Origin of the sequence: Paenibacillus sp. JNUCC-31, from assembly GCF_014844075.1 — a bacterium.
In the GTDB taxonomy this organism is placed as follows: domain Bacteria; phylum Bacillota; class Bacilli; order Paenibacillales; family Paenibacillaceae; genus Paenibacillus.
On the sequence record NZ_CP062165.1, the window covers coordinates 3158288 to 3175230 of the forward strand.

The window sequence follows — 16943 nt, forward strand, 5'->3', positions numbered from 1 at the left end:
AGTAAATAGACACACGTAGAAGGACAGATAGCTATCGATCCTAGAGAGATTAGTCATGCAGCGCCACCTAGAACGTCATAGCAGCAGAACTATAAAAAGACGGATCACCGTTTCACCCCAGCCCGGCATAATGCCTGGGCTTTTTTACGTTTGCGCAAACAACCAACCACTCCGTAGGGAAACAGAGGTATCGTGGTTCTTTCTGCTGGGGTTATAATATGGCAAGATTGCAAAAGAGGGAGTGATGGGATGTATTCCGATCTGCAACTCACGGAGGACCGCCCTGTATATATACAAGTCAAAGATTATATGAAGCGATTGATGCTTAAAGGCGGCCTGCAAGCCAAACAAAAGCTTCCTTCCACCCGTGAACTCAGCACACTTATGAAAGTGAGCCGCAGCACGGTCCTGCTCGCCTATGCTGAACTAGAAGAGGAGGGTCTGATTTACGCGGTCAAAGGCAAAGGCAACTACGTCAGCTCCACTGTTGAAACGCCTGAGGCTTCAGCCGGGTGGCAGGTGGACTGGAACGAGCGTGTCAGCGACTACGCGATTCAGGCGGAGCAATATGATCTGATGAAGCATGGCTCCGGCTCGGAGCGCGGTGAGATTTCATTTACCAGCATTGCACCCGATGAGAAGCTGTTTGACATGCACAATGTAAAAAGGGCCTTCCTCGATCGGATGTCTCTTGAAGGCGAAGTGCTGCTGAATTACGGATATGCGCAAGGCTACAGGCCTCTCATGAAGTATCTGCTGCGTTATATGGAAAATAAGGGTGTTGACCTAAGCGGCAAAGATATTCTAATCACCAATGGATTTACGGAAGGTTTCGATCTGGTCCTGAGCGCACTACGCAAAAAAAGCGGCAGGGCCCTGTGTGAGAACCCGACACATCATACTGCGGTCAAAAATCTGAGGCTTCATCAATTTCAACTCACTGGTGTCGATATGGAGCCAGATGGCCTGAATCTGAGGCAGCTGGAACGGGAACTTGCAGCAAATCCGTATGATCTGGCCTATCTCGTGCCCTCCTATCACAATCCAACCGGGATCGTGACATCACCTGCCAAACGTGCCGAGATTATTCGGTTGATGAACCAGTACCAGGTACCGATCATCGAAGACGGCTTTAACGAGGAATTGCGCTATTCCGGCTCCCATGTCTCTCCCCTTATTGCCAGTGTGGGCAAAGGGAACGGGCTGGTGTATCTGGGCAGCTTCTCCAAGGTGCTGTTTCCGGGCCTGCGCGTAGGCTGGGTCATTGCGGATGCGGCATTGATTGATTATCTGGAAAGCATGAAACGAGCGCGCAGCATTCATACCTCGACACTGGACCAGTCCCTGCTCTATCAGTATTTGAGCAATGGCAATTTCGAGAAATATCTGAAGCGGGCCCGTACGGAATATAAGCGTAAATATGAGCTGGTCGTTCGCTGCTTGCGGCAGCATCTGCCGATGTGCCGGGTTTCAGGCGAAGGCGGTCTTCACCTGTTCGTACAATTCCCACCGGAATACCGGACGAGAGATCTGCTCACCGCTTGCAAGGCAAAGGGCGTTACCTTTATGCCCGGCGATACCTTTTATCTTGAACCGGGGCAGGGACAACATACGATGCGTCTGGGCTTCTCCCGGGTCAGCGATGAGAACATTCGCAAAGGCATTCGTATCATTGGCGAAACCATTGCTCAAATGAGATGAGGAGGATACACATGAAAGTTGGCGTGATTATGGGTGGCACATCTTCGGAGCGGGATATTTCCCTGCTCACCGGACAGGAGATGATCAATCATCTGGATACAGTGAAGTATGAAGTTATTCCGGTGGAGATCAACAGCAAACGGGATCTCATTGAAAAAGCGGCGGGACTGGATGTCGCACTGCTCGCTCTGCATGGTAAGTATGGGGAGGATGGTACCATACAGGGCACGTTGGAGTCGCTCGGCGTTCCATACACAGGCTGTGGTGTACTCGCAAGCAGCGTATGCATGGACAAAGATATGTCCAAACGCCTCATCCAGCATGCGGGCGTACCTACCGGCGAGTGGCTTCAGGTGAGCAGTTTGGATGAATTGTCATCAGCCACTGTGCAGCAATTAACCTATCCTGTGGTGGTAAAACCCAATTCAGGCGGTTCCAGCATCGGAACGCAAGTCGTGCAGGAACCTTCGGCTCTTCATGCAGCTGTAGAAGCGGCGCTTGTTTGGGACGAAGTTGTCATGATCGAACAATATATCGCTGGCGAGGAAATCACCTGCGCCGTTCTCGATGGTCAGATGCTTCCAGTAATCTCAATTCGTTCAAATGCGGAGTTTTTCGATTATACCTCCAAATACAATGATGGCGGCGCTGAAGAGCAGGTCGTCCATTTGCCTGCGGATTTGCATAAACGTGTAGAAGCTGCCGCACTCACCTGTTACCGGGTTCTAAAATGCAGTGTCTATGCCCGTGTGGACATGATGATTCGGAACGGCATGCCCTATGTACTTGAGGTGAATACGCTGCCGGGGCTTACGCGGAACAGCCTGCTGCCCAAAAGTGCAGCCGCTGCAGGTATTTCCTTTGCCAGTTTGCTGGATTCCATCATTGATCTCTCGTTAAAAGAACGTCAAAAGGAGGCGACTCGATCATGAGTCTGAATATAACGATTCGTCACAGTTCAAACGAAGATCTGCAGGACATGGTCATTCTTATGGATCAACTCGGTTATCCAACCACGTATGCCGAGATGAAGGAGCGTTATTCGCACATCGCTGCGGATTCAAATTTTGCAACGTTGGTTGCCGAAGTCCGTGGCCGTGTCGTTGGATTAATTGGGTTACAGACATCTTACCTGTATGAAAAGAACGGACGACATTGCCGCATCCTGGCTCTGATCGTGCATGACCAGTTCAGAGGCACCGGCATAGGTCGTCAGCTTATTTTGGAAGCGGAGCAGTGGGCAGCCACTCATGGCGTGGACTCCTTGTCCCTGAACAGCAGCAATCGCCCGGATCGTGAAGCTGCGCATAAATTCTACCAACAGATGGGCTTTACTGCGGGAAGTACCGGGTTTAGCAAAAAGCCGAAGGCCTTGCAGCATAGCTGACGCTGATGACATCATGACGGCTTCCGGATTGAATTCACCATTCTTTACAGGGTAACCACAAAAACGCCCGTTTCCAGCACAAAGGCCGGAAACGGGCGTTATCTAGGATTTCTACTAATTATGGCCGGTCGATGAAAATCCAGCCTGTTTCTTTTTCCTGATCTACAGATGCTCCAAGAGATTCTGCCATAAAGCGCAGCGGAACATAGGTTTTGCCGTTTTTGCCTACATAAGCGGGTTCAACCATCGTTACTTCCTTGCCTGCAACGGTTGCCTTCTTGGAACCTACAGTCAGGACAATCTCATTGCCAGTGATATCGTCAATGACAACGATTTTCTCCGATCCTTTGGTCCATTTTACTTCAGCATCCAATTCCTCGGACAGATAGCGCAGAGGAACAAATGTTGTATTTTTAACGGTGATTGCGCCATAGGATTCGTCGTCCGGATACAGCATGACATTTTTACGCGTAATGCCCGCTTCATCTTTCAACAGCTGATACATAAGTGAATTGGAATCAAAATTACGCAGCATCTGACCTGGCGTGATGTCTCCTTGCATCAGATCGATTGCGCCACCCGTTTTGTCCACGGCATCCACAGTCACCGGTCCGCCAATATTCCACAGTTCGCTATCACCGTATACGGATACCGATTTAATCGGCAGATCTTCCGAGGCAGGCAACGCTACTTTGAAATCGTAGTTCTGTTTACGAATATTCAATGCGCTGTCCAGATAGAAGTCCAATTTGAGCTTGGTCTCTGTTCCGAACACCGTCTTCAGTTCAGGTGTCTCAGTCAACAAACTGTTGAGTTCCTTGTCGTAATTGGCCAGAATCTCGTCAAGACCACCCTTAATCATTTCGTACAATGAAGCAACCTCAGCATCCCGTGATTCGCTAATAACAGAAGGCAGGGCACTGCCGTCGCCAGGATCAACCGTGTTTATCGTAACGAGGATAGGGTAGAACACATCATACAGATCCCCAATCAGATCCTTGAGTCCTTGTTCATCCTGAGCAACACTGGTCAGAAACGGTTTAACCATGGCAAGAAGCTCTTCCCCACTGATCTCCACATGCAGCTTGGAGAGGCTGAGTGATTCACCGTTAACCGATTCCTGTACCGGAGTTACCGAAATATTTTTCGGGTTGGACAAATGCTTCAGCGCAAAGTTCAGCAGTTTCGGGGAAAGCTCCTCGATCTGCTTCTCCAACGCCTTCGTATCTAGCATAGGAAGCGTGTTATCCGCCAAAGATATGTATAGAGGCTTCTGCGCTCCGTCAACATCAATGACCATTTCCGATTTATCCATCGACAGATGGAAAGGCAATTTCTTTCCTTGCATACTCAGTGTACCTTTGATAGACGCCGTGCTGGAGTCCTTCACTTTGGCATCATCAATATTCAATGAAACGGAATTAATGAGTTCAATCATTTGAAACGCATCCTCATCGACGAGGTTTGCTGCAGGTTCAACTTTTATATGCATGGACTGTTTGGATTCACCGGATTTGACGGTTGTACTGTTGGCAATGGCTTTGCCAATATCTACGCCACCTACGGCCTGACATCCCGTAAGCACAACCATCATTAAAACGAGTGGTACGGCAATCCACTTCAATAGCTTGTGATTTTTGATACGATCTCCTCCTTAGGAAAAATGTGGTTCACTCCTATTATGAGGGTTACAGGTAATTGTTGTAAACCGGATCGACAAATAAATACCAAAAAAAGGCCGGACAGCTGTCCGACCTCTGATTGACGTTATTTTTCAACATGTATCGCCATTGAGTTTAATCGCACTATTGATGCAATCATCAACAGTAAGTTTACTCTTGTTCTTTGCCCTCTGCCTCGCTGTCGCTGTTCTCATCCGCTTCTTCGCCATCGGCGCTTGCAGGGGACTCGAATTGATCCGGTTCGTCATCCTGAATGGCCTTGTTTTCTTCATTCTGGTCCTGTGTCATATCGTATTCCCTCTCTTCTACCGGATTTTAAGCAAATATGCCCTCGTTTCTATCCATAACCGGAATGATGATGAATTAAACAGACGGAGACAGGAACTTAGAAAATATAAAAGACAATCCCGTTCCCGCTTGCAGCCGTTGCCAGATATAAAGCCTGAACATCGTCCAGTGTCTGAACGATTTCCTGGAATGTCTCCTCTGCGTCCCAATCATCCATGACAGGGTAAACACCCTCAGCCACCATTTGCTCCAGGCTAAACCGTTTCTTCAATTCCTCAGGTGTCAGTTGTTCTAACGCCATGTACGCCTCAAGGACCTGTTCGTTGGTCAGGAGGAACAGATCCATATCTGAATAATTGCCTATATATTGTTCACCTGCCATAGGGACCACATAGCCCAGAGGGGGCTCTCCGTGCACCATGTCACCAGTCAATGTAAACTGAATCATCTGCCACATTTTATCGATATCCAGATCGACCGAACAATCATGCACACTGACTTCCCCTGATTTGATGGATTCAATCAATTCCTTGGTCACCACAAGATATCTGCCGGACATGCCCATACCCGTATCCCTCCTACGCATTGACTTCTCTTCTTTCCCATTAACCGTGCACGTTGTACAAGAATCGGGGTAAAGAGGTGAAAAGGAACAAAACTTACAAGGAGGCACAAATTCCACAAAAAGTTTGATTATAGCCTCAATTATGATGAGCTTGATCTGCGCAAACAGCCCGAGCTGTATACCGTTGGCCGGGGAGAGCAAGGGGTATTAATGGTGGATCACTACAAAAGCGAAATCTTACCGCACTGGCGGTTCAAAACACCTGAAATTGCGAAAGAATCCTCGTGACCTCTCAGATCTTGGAGTGCGCCCGGTCCAGTTACCGTCATGCGCTCCCAAGCTTTCTCGAAATGGCTTCTCGGGATTTTTATGCTCGTTGTGCTGAGTATAACCGCATTCTGGACAAGTTTATATGTAAAAGCCTTTCCTCTCATTTGATGAAAACCAGAATCCTCATACTTACTAATAACGTTCCAAACTTGATCAGATGGTTTCATAATTCAAACCTCCTTTGTATTACTCCATAAGTCCAGGCTTGGTGAATGTAGCTTTGAACCTTCATAGGCAGGGAGTCCAATTATTTGTACTATTCAGTTTTGTTTGTATTATCTACACGGGATACCCTTCATATACTTATGGCTTGTTATTTCCGTTACCAGGCATAACCTCTCAAACTAAAAAACTGTTGTCATTTATCACCCATTGCAGTGACGGGAGTAAATGACAACAGTTTTTTAACATGAAGCCGCCGTATGTTAGTCAATTATTATAGATTCTCATTTTAGGAAGAATGCTTTTTGACAATTTTACCGGGCTAATTTATAGGTGTTAGTTTTATCTGTTTGTTTACTTTTATATTTGAATAAAAGATCGCCATTGCTGTCCACTTTATCAAACAAAATGATGTGGTCGTATTCCATTTCATTATTTCGATCTAGTCCCGCTGTTATTAAGTAGTCTTTTTCATATGCTGGAAGATTAATTGCCTGATGAACATATGTTCCTTTTTCTTCCTTAAAATCATACACGATAAGATGCTGTGAATTGTATTCCCTTAAAATCATGAAATCTTTATTGTATTCTTCAATCATATAGACTTGGTCTATTCCCATGATCTCTGTCAAATCAATAGAAGTTTGAACTTTCCCCTCCTTATTAAGCAATTCAGCATGTTTGCCATCAGTAATTAATACATTGTCTTGTGCCTTTTTATTGTTTGATACGGGGTAGTACCCCATGACTGAAAAATTAGCTTGATCGATTAACTTATCATTAACAACCATTGCCTGTCCCGAAACCTTAACCGTTCCGGATGGTCCCGATATCTGGTTATAAGCAATGTACGACGAAGAGTCGGATAACTGGGAAACGTAGAAATCGTTTAGAACAGATAACTTAGTATCTAACTTCCCTATTTTTGCTCCAGCCTCTCTTGATTCTGCTTTACTCAGTTCACCTGTTTTGAGATTGATCCAATAAGTTATTGTCTTATCGCTGCCCATCGCATAAGTTCTTGACACAGTCAATGTTTTCAATGAAGAATTCCAAACAACAGACTCTCCTGTGGCAGTAGCCACAAATTTTAAAGGAATATATGTTTTTCCGTTGATTACTTTGGCTGCTACTTCTAGAGAAGTTGGATTGTTGTTTACAAAGGCTGTTTTACTACCTGCTGTCATTTTGATTTCTTTATTAACCCCATATAAATAGGCTGTTTTTGATGGCTGATCCCAATAAACTTTTAGGTTTAGCGCCTCGCCAACTTTTCGAATAGGCAATAGTACCCTTCCGTTGCTCACAATTACAGGTTCGTTTAATTCACTTAGTTCTTTATCTATCCCTGACTCTACAACAACATCCTTCACTGTAATATCCTTCGCCTCAACTTCCTTTGCAAAACCAATACCAACAAGGAATAACATCGATAAGAAGCATACAATACCTTGTTTTTTCAACATAACCATCCTCCTTTTTTTTCCATCACTCTTACTTAACGAACTTTCTACATTAAAAGTTACATCTTGAACTGCTTCGATCATAAAAAACCTCTGCCCCATAATGGAGCAGAGATTTAGTGCCATATTAGAACATGAGTAATTACTCAGGTAGCGTTGAATCAACAATAATAGTTGCACTATTTCCACTTATACTTACAGTTGCTCTATCCGTCGCCCCCAACACCGGGGTTTTGGCTACTCCATCCAAAGTAATGCCACTAAATGTAGCACGTACTTTACCTGGAGGTTGTTCACCACCGGCAATTGTGACCAGAAATTTAAAATATTGTTGGTTAGTCATATTAACATTGTTTGTCTCAATGATATTAATCAGAGTAGTATCCGTTGAATCTGAACAACCAGCATTTGCACAAATAGCTAGCCCAGTTGTTTTCAAACGTACAGCTTTGCTGATATTTCTTGCCTCATCACTATAACTTCTCCAAAATGCCGTAGTTATGGTTGAACCCAACTTATAACCATTACTTGAATGGACTTTATCATATCCAGGCTGCGTTACTGCACCCATACATTGCTTCGTTGAGTTAGGTTTCACGCAAAGTCGAGGTCTAAATCTAGCCTCTCCGCTGGCGTTGTTGTAAGTAACATTGGCATCGACTTCTATAGATGAATTTCTTAAACCTGTGTAAATATATGTAGCTTCACTAGGTGCGCCTGTAAGTTGACTGGCAGTAGGAAGCTGCCACTTGGATTCTAACAAATTACCAGTGGTGCTATTAACTAAAATTCTCCCACCAATTCCATCATCAATATCATTTGAAAATGGTTTGATCTCTGTTAGGGATTGATTATCAACTTGATCCTTCTCCTCAACAAATAAACTTTTACCATTTTTCGTTTCTTCATAGAAGTAATAATGGCTGTCATCATCAAAGTAATAGTTAATTACAACATCCTCTGTTGAGCTGGTTTTAAAACTTGTAGAACTTGAGTTATATGATGCTTTCTCATCAGAAGCAATTCCTTCTGCTCTATTAATGACATCTAAGAGCACACTTTCAGAGAGACTTAAATTATCTGGGTTGGTTACTTCAACCGAACTCAAAGAAAAAGTAGTTGTACTATACTCTGTGCTTTCGGCAAACACAGATGCACTAAAACTAGTTGTTAGAAGAATGGAAAAACAAGTTAATAAAACCTTTCTAATTCTCATAAACAGCCTCCCGATACCATTATTTGTTAGATTCCATATAGAAGTATACCAATGAAGTTTGTAATTTTCAATAAGAATATTCAATAAATTAAAATAAATGTTTTTATTTGGAATAATTACATTTTTTTATTTTCGCTCAATCCACTTGCTGTAAAAAAAATCCACGAAAAACACGCTACTATGATGCGATGTTCTTTTTATATGTCTTCTCATAGGGGAATTAACTGGATTGTCATCAGTAAATTAGACAGCTTTTTTAAGGGCTTCTTGGCGATAATGAACAGGTGTCAGATATCCCAACGTTCCATGAATCCGATGTTTGTTAAACCAGTTAACGTAATCGTATAATTCTAATTCCAGATGGCGAAGGCCCTGAAAGCTCATCTGGTGGATGAACTCGGTTTTCATGACTTTGTAGGTGGCTTCGGCCACGGCATTGTCATACGGACAGCCTTTCATGCCTAGTGATCGACCGATCTCAAAAGTTTCTAAAGGCTCATCCATTTTGTGATTCTTAAACTCGCTCCCACGGTCGGTATGAAACTATTGAACTTGACGCAAATCGCCTTGTACCTTAGCAAGGGCACGTGAAACCAGAGCAGCATCCTTATTTGGGCCTGCACTTTAAACAATAAGCATCTACCTACTGAGCCAGATCCAAATTATGATACACTCACTTATCTTGTTGGTGGGGCTGCGTTTTTAGCTGTTGTTATTACAGCAGTCATATTTGCCCCCTCTATTGGGATAGGTGGGGCTGTATGCGAACTGCAACGGCAATTATTGCATTCTTCGCATCTAGATTTGCTGGCGTTGATGGCGGAGGAGCTTAAGTTTCTGACATAATGAAAGACCAAAAAGAAATCGGACACTGTTATCCTATCAGTGTCCGATTTCTTTTAAGACAAATCACTTCAGTTGAGACTTCCCCCATCTAAATTATGTTGAAGTTGAGTAGATGAGAATTACTCAGTGATAATATCAGATTGATTGCTTTCCTCCACTAAAAAATCAAGTACTTGTTCCTTCAGTAGAGAGTAGTGGTCCTTTTGTTCATCTTCAAAATGAACAGTTTCAATACTATTGCTAGTAAGGCTTTGTGTATTAAGGTCGGAATCAATTTGATATTGGCCTTGATACATTCCTATAATTCTATAAGCTCCGGTTTCTGTTGCTCCCAAGAAGAGAACATAGTTATCGAAGGTGTTCATTAAGTTATATCCTTCAATTGTGTAAATAGCCTCTTCGTCTTCATAAGCAGGTTCCGCCACTGTAATTACACTGTCTGGTTGATTGCCCTTGTAAATTTGCTCAATTTGAAACTCAGATTTACTTGCCCGAACAACGACTTCTCCTTGGTCATCTGTTTGAAAGTATGCACTTCTATTGCCAGTATATTTTCCAGAAACAATTAGATCTGCATGTTCTTCAAGCTCATTAACTGTATTAACGACAGGGTAGTCTGCATGAGCAGAATAAACTTTTTTCTCACTCTGAACTGTTTCAGACGCTTCAATACTCTTAGGGATAAAAAGGATGCAAGCCAATGCAGAGAAAGCGATCAATGCAAAAATGAAATATGGTTTTTTGAAAGTTTTAGTAGTATTCATATTTTTTAGTCCTCCTCTACCATCTGTATTGAATATTTGCTATATCAAGTGGGGTAAATGTAGTAATGTTCTTTTTGCCAGGTTTCATTATGGAGGATACATCTAAATACTCTTGGTGATCTAGAGAAACAAGGTGTCCCACTTCATGAGTTACAGTACCTTGCTTGTTAGAAGATGTAAACCCCCATTTATTCATTACACCATGATTAAGTATCATTGTTGCATAACTCCACGTTTTTGACTCTTGTTTAGTTATAGCTTTCCCGCTTGAGTCGTAGGGTTGAACCACTGCAAAGTAATCCAGATCAGGATTAGTGTTCACAGAAATCCTAACTTGAGCTGTTGTAGAAGAAGTGTTAGTAAAACCAATATTTGCATTAGTTATATTATCTAACTGATTCAATGCATTTGAAACAAATGATGAATAGCCGTATGTAGATACCGAAGCTGCCTGATAAACTGAAATATTGCTTACAGAAGTGAACGAATTTGGCACAAACGCAGCTGAATTAACAAGTCCTGATGATGTTCCATTAAATTCAATTTTATCGATTACATATCCAGTACTAGTAAGCCCATCTTTGTTTGTGATTAGGTTTACATAAGCTTGTCCGGTAATCCAAGGAGTCCAAACATCAGTCGTATATCCTCCGTTAGAAGAATAGTATATCGTTCCTGCCTCTTGAGTTGTTGAATTATATGCGGATGAAACGGAAACACGGTCTCCATTAGCTAAACCAATTCTAGCAAAATGTAGCCTGTAGCTGGTGATTGTAGGAGATAAGTTGATCATAATATCCTCCACCTTCAACGTAGTTATTTGGATAATTGCTTGAGCGCAGGTCAATTTCTTCAACCGTGGCAGCGTTTGCTGGTGGTACATATGCATTTTGTGATAAAACAAACAAAATAACTAAAAAAGAGTAGAATAATTTACTTCGTAACAAGATCATAAATACTTCCTCCTATTGAATGTATTGTAATAACAAAATATAATATAAATTTCATCCAAAATTTATCAATAGAGAGGTGTAATAAAATTAAAAAAATATTCATTTATGTAATTATTTTGTCGATTTTGTGTATTCCTGTTGCAGCATTTGCAGCATCAGGCGTGTCACAAAAGATTGGTATTTGGGTAAACAACAAAGAAATAAAACCAACAGCAGGTGCTGAGGCAACTATGATCAACAATCGTATATATGTTCCTGCAAGTATTTTTAGAGATGCTGGATTTTCAGTTGAGTATAAAAAGTCGAAACTTACGATGATCAATAAAAATCTCTTGTATATCCGAAACTTAGATGTTCTAAATGCGTTTCATTATACTTTTATCAATAATTTCGAAAAAATTGATCAGGAAATAAGCAACATACTTGGTAACTTGTTGTTAGAAAAAGATGTTGATACGACTAAGTTATCGGAGTTAGTCAAAACTGTAGATCTTGATTCTAATAGTTTTGATAATGCTAATTTCACACCGGTTGGAGATTATTCATCCTCCTTTGACTTTGCCAGTGCTAGTAAAAGTTTTAATGTCTACAAAGAAGCCATTGACTTACTAAAAAAATACATTGAAGGTGGGGAAAAAGAACAATTAGAAGCGTTTTATGCAAAGCGAGAGACTGCCCTTCAATATTACGCTCTATTTACTGAGGAATTTGATCAGGTTTTCAAACGCAGTTCTCTAAATGCTATTAAATAAATTCAAATCGATGGCAAAGGAAAACCCACTGTTACGGTCTATGGCCTAATTAGTGGGTTTTTCTTATGTAGCAGATTAGTTTGGACTTAAGCATCCGAGCTACAGTAATAGACTACAAGAGATTTTCCATTAATGTTATGAAAGCTCTCTTATGAAGTGCTCGTCAATCCGAAAAAACAGTCACCCCCATCATTCCTTTTGAGATGATACGAATGAATTGGAAATTTTCGCTTAGTTTCCTCACTAGATACAGCCCTTTTCGGAATGATGATACCCTGGCTGTCCGTTAGATATAAAAAACAGTGCTTTCATCTTCTCATACAATGGAGAAATGTGAAGCTTTAGACGATTATGCTGCATCGATCCATTCTATAGTTTTTTCACAAGACTTTGTTCCAAAGGTTATTCAAAGCCTGCTCAATGGTTTTTCGCAAAAGATTTTTTGCGCGCACCTAGTGTCAATGCCAGAGATTTCGAAAATTATATCGATCGCACGTATACCCTTGGAAGTAAAGGGGGGACGAATAATGAACCTCCAGTAATGGAGGATGTTATTCGTAAATACACAATCGAGGAGCCTAATGTAAGTATCCCCACTTATATTATTTTTTTTAGCGATGGTGGAGTCAGTCAAAAAGGAAAAATTATGCGGCTTATCTGAAAGTTCATACAAAAATCTGTTCTGGCAATTTGTTGGCCTGGGACAAGCAAATTACGGAATCCTTGAAAAACTCGATGACATGTCCGGACGCTTTATTGATAACGCTAACTTTTTTGCTCTGGACGATATATCCAAGATCAGTGATGAAGAATTATATGATCGGCTTCTTAGTGAGTTTCCAGATTGGATCAAGGAAGCACGATCCAAAGGTATTCTCGCCTAAACAGCTCGTTTGCCAAGCAAGTCATATATTCAATCAAATTTCTCTTCGTTATTAAAGACGCTGCCAGTGAGTATTCCCTCTCTGGTAGCGTCTTTTGGTTTGCACGTTTATACCCGTGCCTTTTGCGGCTTACCACTCTTCGAACGAGGTTGAAGCATGCCCCCTACAACCCGCAGCATTTGTCTGCGCGGCATAAGGCGGGCCAACTGGGCCGTCCAGTAATTGGAGGCCCCTGGCACAGCATACGGCTTGCCTGACTCCAATGCCTTCATCGCCACTTCCACAACATGCTCGGGCGTATCCCGTTTGCCTACCGAGGCCTCTTCGGCTCCTACTACGTCAAAGAATGAGGTCTCTGTTGCTCCGGGACATAGTGCTAGGAACTGCACGCCACGTTTCCTGTTCTCTTCATACAACGCCTCTGTAAAAGAAAGGACGAAGGATTTCGTAGCCCCATATACAGCCATGTATGGATCAGGTTGAAAAGCAGCCGTAGAAGAGACATTAATGATGGTACCACTCCGCTTTTGCAGCATGCCTGGCAGGAATAGATGGGTCATGTTCATAACCGCGAGTACATTCAGCATAATCTCTTCCTGCTGCCGTGCTCCATCCACCTGCTCAAATATTCCATGCGTAGCAAATCCCGCATTGTTGATTAATGTATGGACCTGTATGCCCCGATCCTTACATTCCTCATAAACACGTTGTGGTGCATCCGCTTGGGATAAATCCGCTACAATGACTTCCGTCTTCACTTGATAGGTTCGTTCAATGCGCTCTGCCAGTTGACGCAGCTTGGACTCTGACCGGGCGACCAAGACCACATGTTTCCCTTTTGAGGCCATTTCCAATGCAAAAGTCTGCCCAATTCCTGAGGAAGCTCCTGTAATGAGTACCCATTGATTTTGAACCTGCTTCATATCTCATCCACCTTTTCAGAACACTCGTTTTTTATCGGAAACATTGTTTCCTAATGAAATCATCGTACCCTTTTGTCTTCTTCCTGTCAACTGCTTTTCAACATTTGACGATTTCCAGCGTAAAACAGTAGAATGACGATAAGAAACAAGGTTTTCGTTAAACAACAATATGGATGTATGAGGATGATATAGATGAAAGACAACAATACGGGTTCCAAAGAATCCACTCACACGGTCACTACCTTTCAGGAAGCCAGACTTCAGCACTCCGAAAATCTGCGCCAGAACATCGTGCATGCCGCTGCAGCCTTGCTGCAAGAGCACGGTCCCGAAGCTGTCACGGTAAGGCGTGTGGCAGAACGCATGGAGTGCTCGACCAAAATTATATATAACCTCTTCGGCAAGAAAGAGGGGTTAGCCAAATACCTATACTTGGAGGGGTGTACCCTCCTGTCCCAATCGTTTGAATCTGTACCTGAGCAAGCATCATTTGAGAATTATTTTCGCGATCTCGCTTATGCGTACTGGGATTTCGGGATATCACAATCCAGCTTCTATCAGCTCATGTTTGGTGGTTCATTTGCAGAGTTCAAACCGGATGAAGAGAGTCTGCAAGGTACAGCAACAGCCCTTAAACAAATTACGGCCTTGGTTGTGGCTGCAATTGAGCAGGGAATGCTTCAGGAGAATGACCCCCTGCTTGCAGTCCGTATGATCTGGGCCCCCCTGCATGGTGTCATTCATCTGTACTTGGGAGGTCATATTGAGAGTGAGGAAGCTGCCAAAAGACTATATGATCATACGTTGTCCATGGTTATTCTCTCCCTTGTTGGAGCATCTTCCAAATAGTTAAGCCAGGAATTGAAAAGTAAAAGAAAGAAGGAGCAGGCACTTCACCGCAATGCGATGAAGACCTGCTCCTTCTTTCTTAACTAGATATAAAAGGAATTTACGTTGTCAATTAACGCGCAACTTCGTTCTCAGCTTCCCAACGCGAGATTTCAGCACGAACTTTCGGTGCTACCTCTTTACCGAGCAACTCTATGGCTCTCATGACATCCTCATGCGGCATTGTACCGAGGGGGGTGTGTAACATGAAGCGGGTAATACCGACTTCTTTGCGCAGGTAAATAATTTTCTCAGCCACCGTATCCACATCACCCACATACAGTGCTCCTTCGAGACTTCGTGCCGCGTCAAAGGTTGCACGGCTATAGTGTCCCCAGCCACGTTCCCGGCCCAACATATTCATTGTAGCCTGCGCTGGCGGGAAGAATTTCTCTACCGCTTCATCGGTTGTATCTGCAATGAACCCATGAGAGTGGGAAGCCACAGTCAGCTTGGAAGCATCATGTCCCGCGTGTGCGGCTGCTTTTTTGTACAACTCCACCAGTGGTGCGAATTGAACAGGGCGACCACCAATAATGGCGAGTACAAGCGGTAATCCAAGCAGACCTGCACGGACAACCGATTCCTGGTTACCGCCACTGCCGATCCATACGGGCAGCTTTTCCTGTACCGGACGCGGGTAAATGCCCAGATTGTTAAAGGAAGGGCGGTGTTTGCCTTCCCAGGTTACCTTTTCAGAATCACGCAGTTTGAGTAGCAAATCCAATTTCTCGTCGAATAGTTCATCGTAGTCATTCAAATCGTAGCCGAACAAAGGGAAGGATTCAATAAACGAACCCCGTCCTGCCATAATCTCCGCACGCCCATTCGAAATGCCGTCCAATGTTGCAAAATCCTGAAATACCCGTACCGGATCAGCCGAAGACAAAACGGTCACTGCACTGGTCAGCCGAATGCGTTTGGTTTGTGAAGCTGCTGCTGCCAGAATGACAGCTGGTGATGAAGCGGCATAGTCGGCACGATGATGTTCTCCCACGCCATATACATCCAGCCCCACCTGATCTGCCAAAACAATCTCTTCAACGACGTCGCGAATACGCTGCGCATGACTTATAAGTTCTCCTGTTTTTACATCTGGGTTCGTCTCCACAAATGTACTGATTCCAATTTCCATTGTCTGTTCCTCCCTGTTATGAAGCGATCCCCGTTCATCTAACCTATTGTAAGTAGATCACCTTTTGTTATTTATCTTAATATTGAACTATTTTGATGAAAAATACAAGTGCCCCCTGTTATCCAGAGGACACTTTCGTGAAATATTCTTCTCAAAATACAATAATTCCATGATTATTTCTTTCTACCAATGTACAGCAGATGAGATGAGATTCCCAATATCGACGGGTCTTTGGCTGCCTCAATCATGTACTGGATCAGTTCATCGTATTCTCCGCGTTCTTTCCAATATTGCTGCTGCTCTTCGGTGAGCATCGACCTCAGACTGGACGATCCGATCAGGTCTACCGTCTCAAATCCGTGCTTCTCCATATATGGGTTAATATCCTGAATGTTAAAATAGTATGCGCCCGTAAACCTTCCTTGATCCGAATGATCGAAAATCCCCTTTTCCATAAAAGACCGGATGGCTTTCATGTGATCATGTGGTTTCCATTGCTGCGGAAATTGCAACGATGTAATGCCCATTCGCATCCGGCTCTGCATCGCTACGTACACAGTTCCCCCACGCTTAGTCACCCGATGCAGCTCCCGTACCGCAGCCACCCGCTCTTCTTCTTTCTGCAAATGATACAGCGGCCCCAGCATCAGAGAAGCATCATATGTCTCATCTGCAATACCGTTCAGATGGGTCGCATCCAATACATGAAATCCGTCAAACTGCTGAGTCAGATCCAATTCCTTTGCCTTCTGCCGGGCCATATCCACAGATGCAGGGGTCAGGTCTGACAGCGTGACATGGTATCCAAGTTTGGCAAGCTCCATCGCATATTTGCCTGGTCCTGCGCCGTTGTCCAGCACAAGTCCGGTTGCCGGAAGTGACTCTCGGATATAATGCATGTTAATGATGAACTCCAGCGGTTCCCGGTCCAACCTTCCCCACTCGTCAAATCTGGAATAATACTCAATCACACGCGATCTTTCCATGATTCTGCACCTGCCTTT

Annotated in this window: 16 protein-coding genes and 3 pseudogenes; 7 read left to right on the forward strand and 12 right to left on the reverse strand. The window is 43.5% G+C overall.

Going from position 1 to position 16943, the window contains the following annotated elements; translation table 11 throughout:
• Positions 1–249: 249 nt before the first annotated feature.
• Genes pdxR through JNUCC31_RS13585 form a run of 3 tightly spaced genes read left to right on the forward strand, consistent with a single transcriptional unit; the run spans position 250 to position 3088 of the window.
• Positions 250–1701, forward strand: coding sequence for a MocR-like pyridoxine biosynthesis transcription factor PdxR (pdxR, locus tag JNUCC31_RS13575; protein ID WP_192271875.1), 1452 nt, complete (start codon positions 250–252; stop codon positions 1699–1701).
• Positions 1702–1712: 11 nt separating this feature from the next.
• Entirely contained in the window at positions 1713–2633 is a 921-nt protein-coding gene (locus JNUCC31_RS13580) for a D-alanine--D-alanine ligase (protein ID WP_192271877.1), read from the forward strand.
• Complete coding sequence (locus JNUCC31_RS13585; RefSeq protein WP_228469649.1) at positions 2630–3088, forward strand: GNAT family N-acetyltransferase; 459 nt, start codon at positions 2630–2632, stop codon at positions 3086–3088. Before JNUCC31_RS13580 ends, JNUCC31_RS13585 begins: the two co-directional genes overlap by 4 nt.
• A gap of 118 nt (positions 3089–3206) precedes the next feature.
• Here the strand turns inward: JNUCC31_RS13585 and JNUCC31_RS13590 are convergent, their stop codons facing one another.
• From JNUCC31_RS13590 to JNUCC31_RS13600, 3 genes are all read right to left on the reverse strand, one after another.
• Complete coding sequence (locus JNUCC31_RS13590; RefSeq protein ID WP_228469650.1) at positions 3207–4712, reverse strand: copper amine oxidase N-terminal domain-containing protein; 1506 nt, start codon at positions 4710–4712, stop codon at positions 3207–3209.
• Positions 4713–4920: 208 nt separating this feature from the next.
• Positions 4921–5058, reverse strand: coding sequence for a hypothetical protein (locus tag JNUCC31_RS13595; RefSeq protein ID WP_192271879.1), 138 nt, complete (start codon positions 5056–5058; stop codon positions 4921–4923).
• Between the two features lie 97 nt (positions 5059–5155).
• Positions 5156–5623 (reverse strand): YfbM family protein, encoded by a 468-nt coding sequence (locus JNUCC31_RS13600; RefSeq protein WP_192271881.1) that lies wholly within the window; start codon positions 5621–5623, stop codon positions 5156–5158.
• Positions 5624–5779: 156 nt separating this feature from the next.
• Here JNUCC31_RS13600 and JNUCC31_RS13605 point away from each other — a divergent pair.
• Positions 5780–5908 (forward strand): annotated as a pseudogene (locus tag JNUCC31_RS13605) (DUF4385 family protein); the annotation flags it as partial.
• On the opposite strand, the gene JNUCC31_RS13610 reads toward JNUCC31_RS13605, so the two are convergent.
• From JNUCC31_RS13610 to JNUCC31_RS13635, 6 genes and pseudogenes are all read right to left on the reverse strand, one after another.
• Positions 5845–6120 carry a hypothetical protein gene (locus tag JNUCC31_RS13610; protein ID WP_192271883.1) on the reverse strand — a complete coding sequence of 92 codons (276 nt, stop codon included), beginning with the start codon at positions 6118–6120 and terminating at the stop codon, positions 5845–5847. The pseudogene JNUCC31_RS13605 and the gene JNUCC31_RS13610 sit on opposite strands and share 64 nt — an antisense overlap.
• A 309-nt stretch (positions 6121–6429) precedes the next feature.
• Positions 6430–7581 (reverse strand): copper amine oxidase N-terminal domain-containing protein, encoded by a 1152-nt coding sequence (locus JNUCC31_RS13615; protein WP_192271885.1) that lies wholly within the window; start codon positions 7579–7581, stop codon positions 6430–6432.
• Positions 7582–7720: 139 nt separating this feature from the next.
• Positions 7721–8794 (reverse strand): YrpD family protein, encoded by a 1074-nt coding sequence (locus tag JNUCC31_RS13620; RefSeq protein ID WP_192271887.1) that lies wholly within the window; start codon positions 8792–8794, stop codon positions 7721–7723.
• A gap of 243 nt (positions 8795–9037) precedes the next feature.
• Positions 9038–9418: pseudogene (locus tag JNUCC31_RS13625) on the reverse strand (transposase); the annotation flags it as partial.
• Between the two features lie 341 nt (positions 9419–9759).
• On the reverse strand, positions 9760–10404 hold the full coding sequence (locus JNUCC31_RS13630; protein WP_192271889.1) for a hypothetical protein: 645 nt from the start codon (positions 10402–10404) through the stop codon (positions 9760–9762).
• A gap of 16 nt (positions 10405–10420) precedes the next feature.
• On the reverse strand, positions 10421–11197 hold the full coding sequence (locus tag JNUCC31_RS13635) for a zinc metalloprotease (RefSeq protein ID WP_192271890.1): 777 nt from the start codon (positions 11195–11197) through the stop codon (positions 10421–10423).
• A gap of 321 nt (positions 11198–11518) precedes the next feature.
• Between JNUCC31_RS13635 and JNUCC31_RS13645 the strand changes: the two genes are divergently transcribed.
• Positions 11519–12109 carry a hypothetical protein gene (locus JNUCC31_RS13645; RefSeq protein WP_192271892.1) on the forward strand — a complete coding sequence of 197 codons (591 nt, stop codon included), beginning with the start codon at positions 11519–11521 and terminating at the stop codon, positions 12107–12109.
• A gap of 442 nt (positions 12110–12551) precedes the next feature.
• Positions 12552–12993, forward strand: a pseudogene (locus JNUCC31_RS13650) (VWA domain-containing protein).
• A gap of 107 nt (positions 12994–13100) precedes the next feature.
• On the opposite strand, the gene JNUCC31_RS13655 reads toward JNUCC31_RS13650, so the two are convergent.
• The gene (locus JNUCC31_RS13655) at positions 13101–13916 is read right to left on the reverse strand and encodes an SDR family NAD(P)-dependent oxidoreductase (protein ID WP_192271893.1); all 816 of its coding nucleotides are present in this window, start codon (positions 13914–13916) and stop codon (positions 13101–13103) included.
• Positions 13917–14108: 192 nt separating this feature from the next.
• On the opposite strand from JNUCC31_RS13655, the gene JNUCC31_RS13660 reads away from it, so the two are divergent.
• Positions 14109–14765 (forward strand): TetR/AcrR family transcriptional regulator, encoded by a 657-nt coding sequence (locus JNUCC31_RS13660; RefSeq protein ID WP_192271894.1) that lies wholly within the window; start codon positions 14109–14111, stop codon positions 14763–14765.
• Between the two features lie 112 nt (positions 14766–14877).
• On the opposite strand, the gene JNUCC31_RS13665 is transcribed toward JNUCC31_RS13660, so the two are convergent.
• Complete coding sequence (locus JNUCC31_RS13665) at positions 14878–15939, reverse strand: LLM class flavin-dependent oxidoreductase (protein ID WP_192271896.1); 1062 nt, start codon at positions 15937–15939, stop codon at positions 14878–14880.
• A gap of 173 nt (positions 15940–16112) precedes the next feature.
• Positions 16113–16925 (reverse strand): class I SAM-dependent methyltransferase, encoded by an 813-nt coding sequence (locus tag JNUCC31_RS13670; RefSeq protein ID WP_192271898.1) that lies wholly within the window; start codon positions 16923–16925, stop codon positions 16113–16115.
• Between the last annotated feature and the right edge of the window lie 18 nt (positions 16926–16943).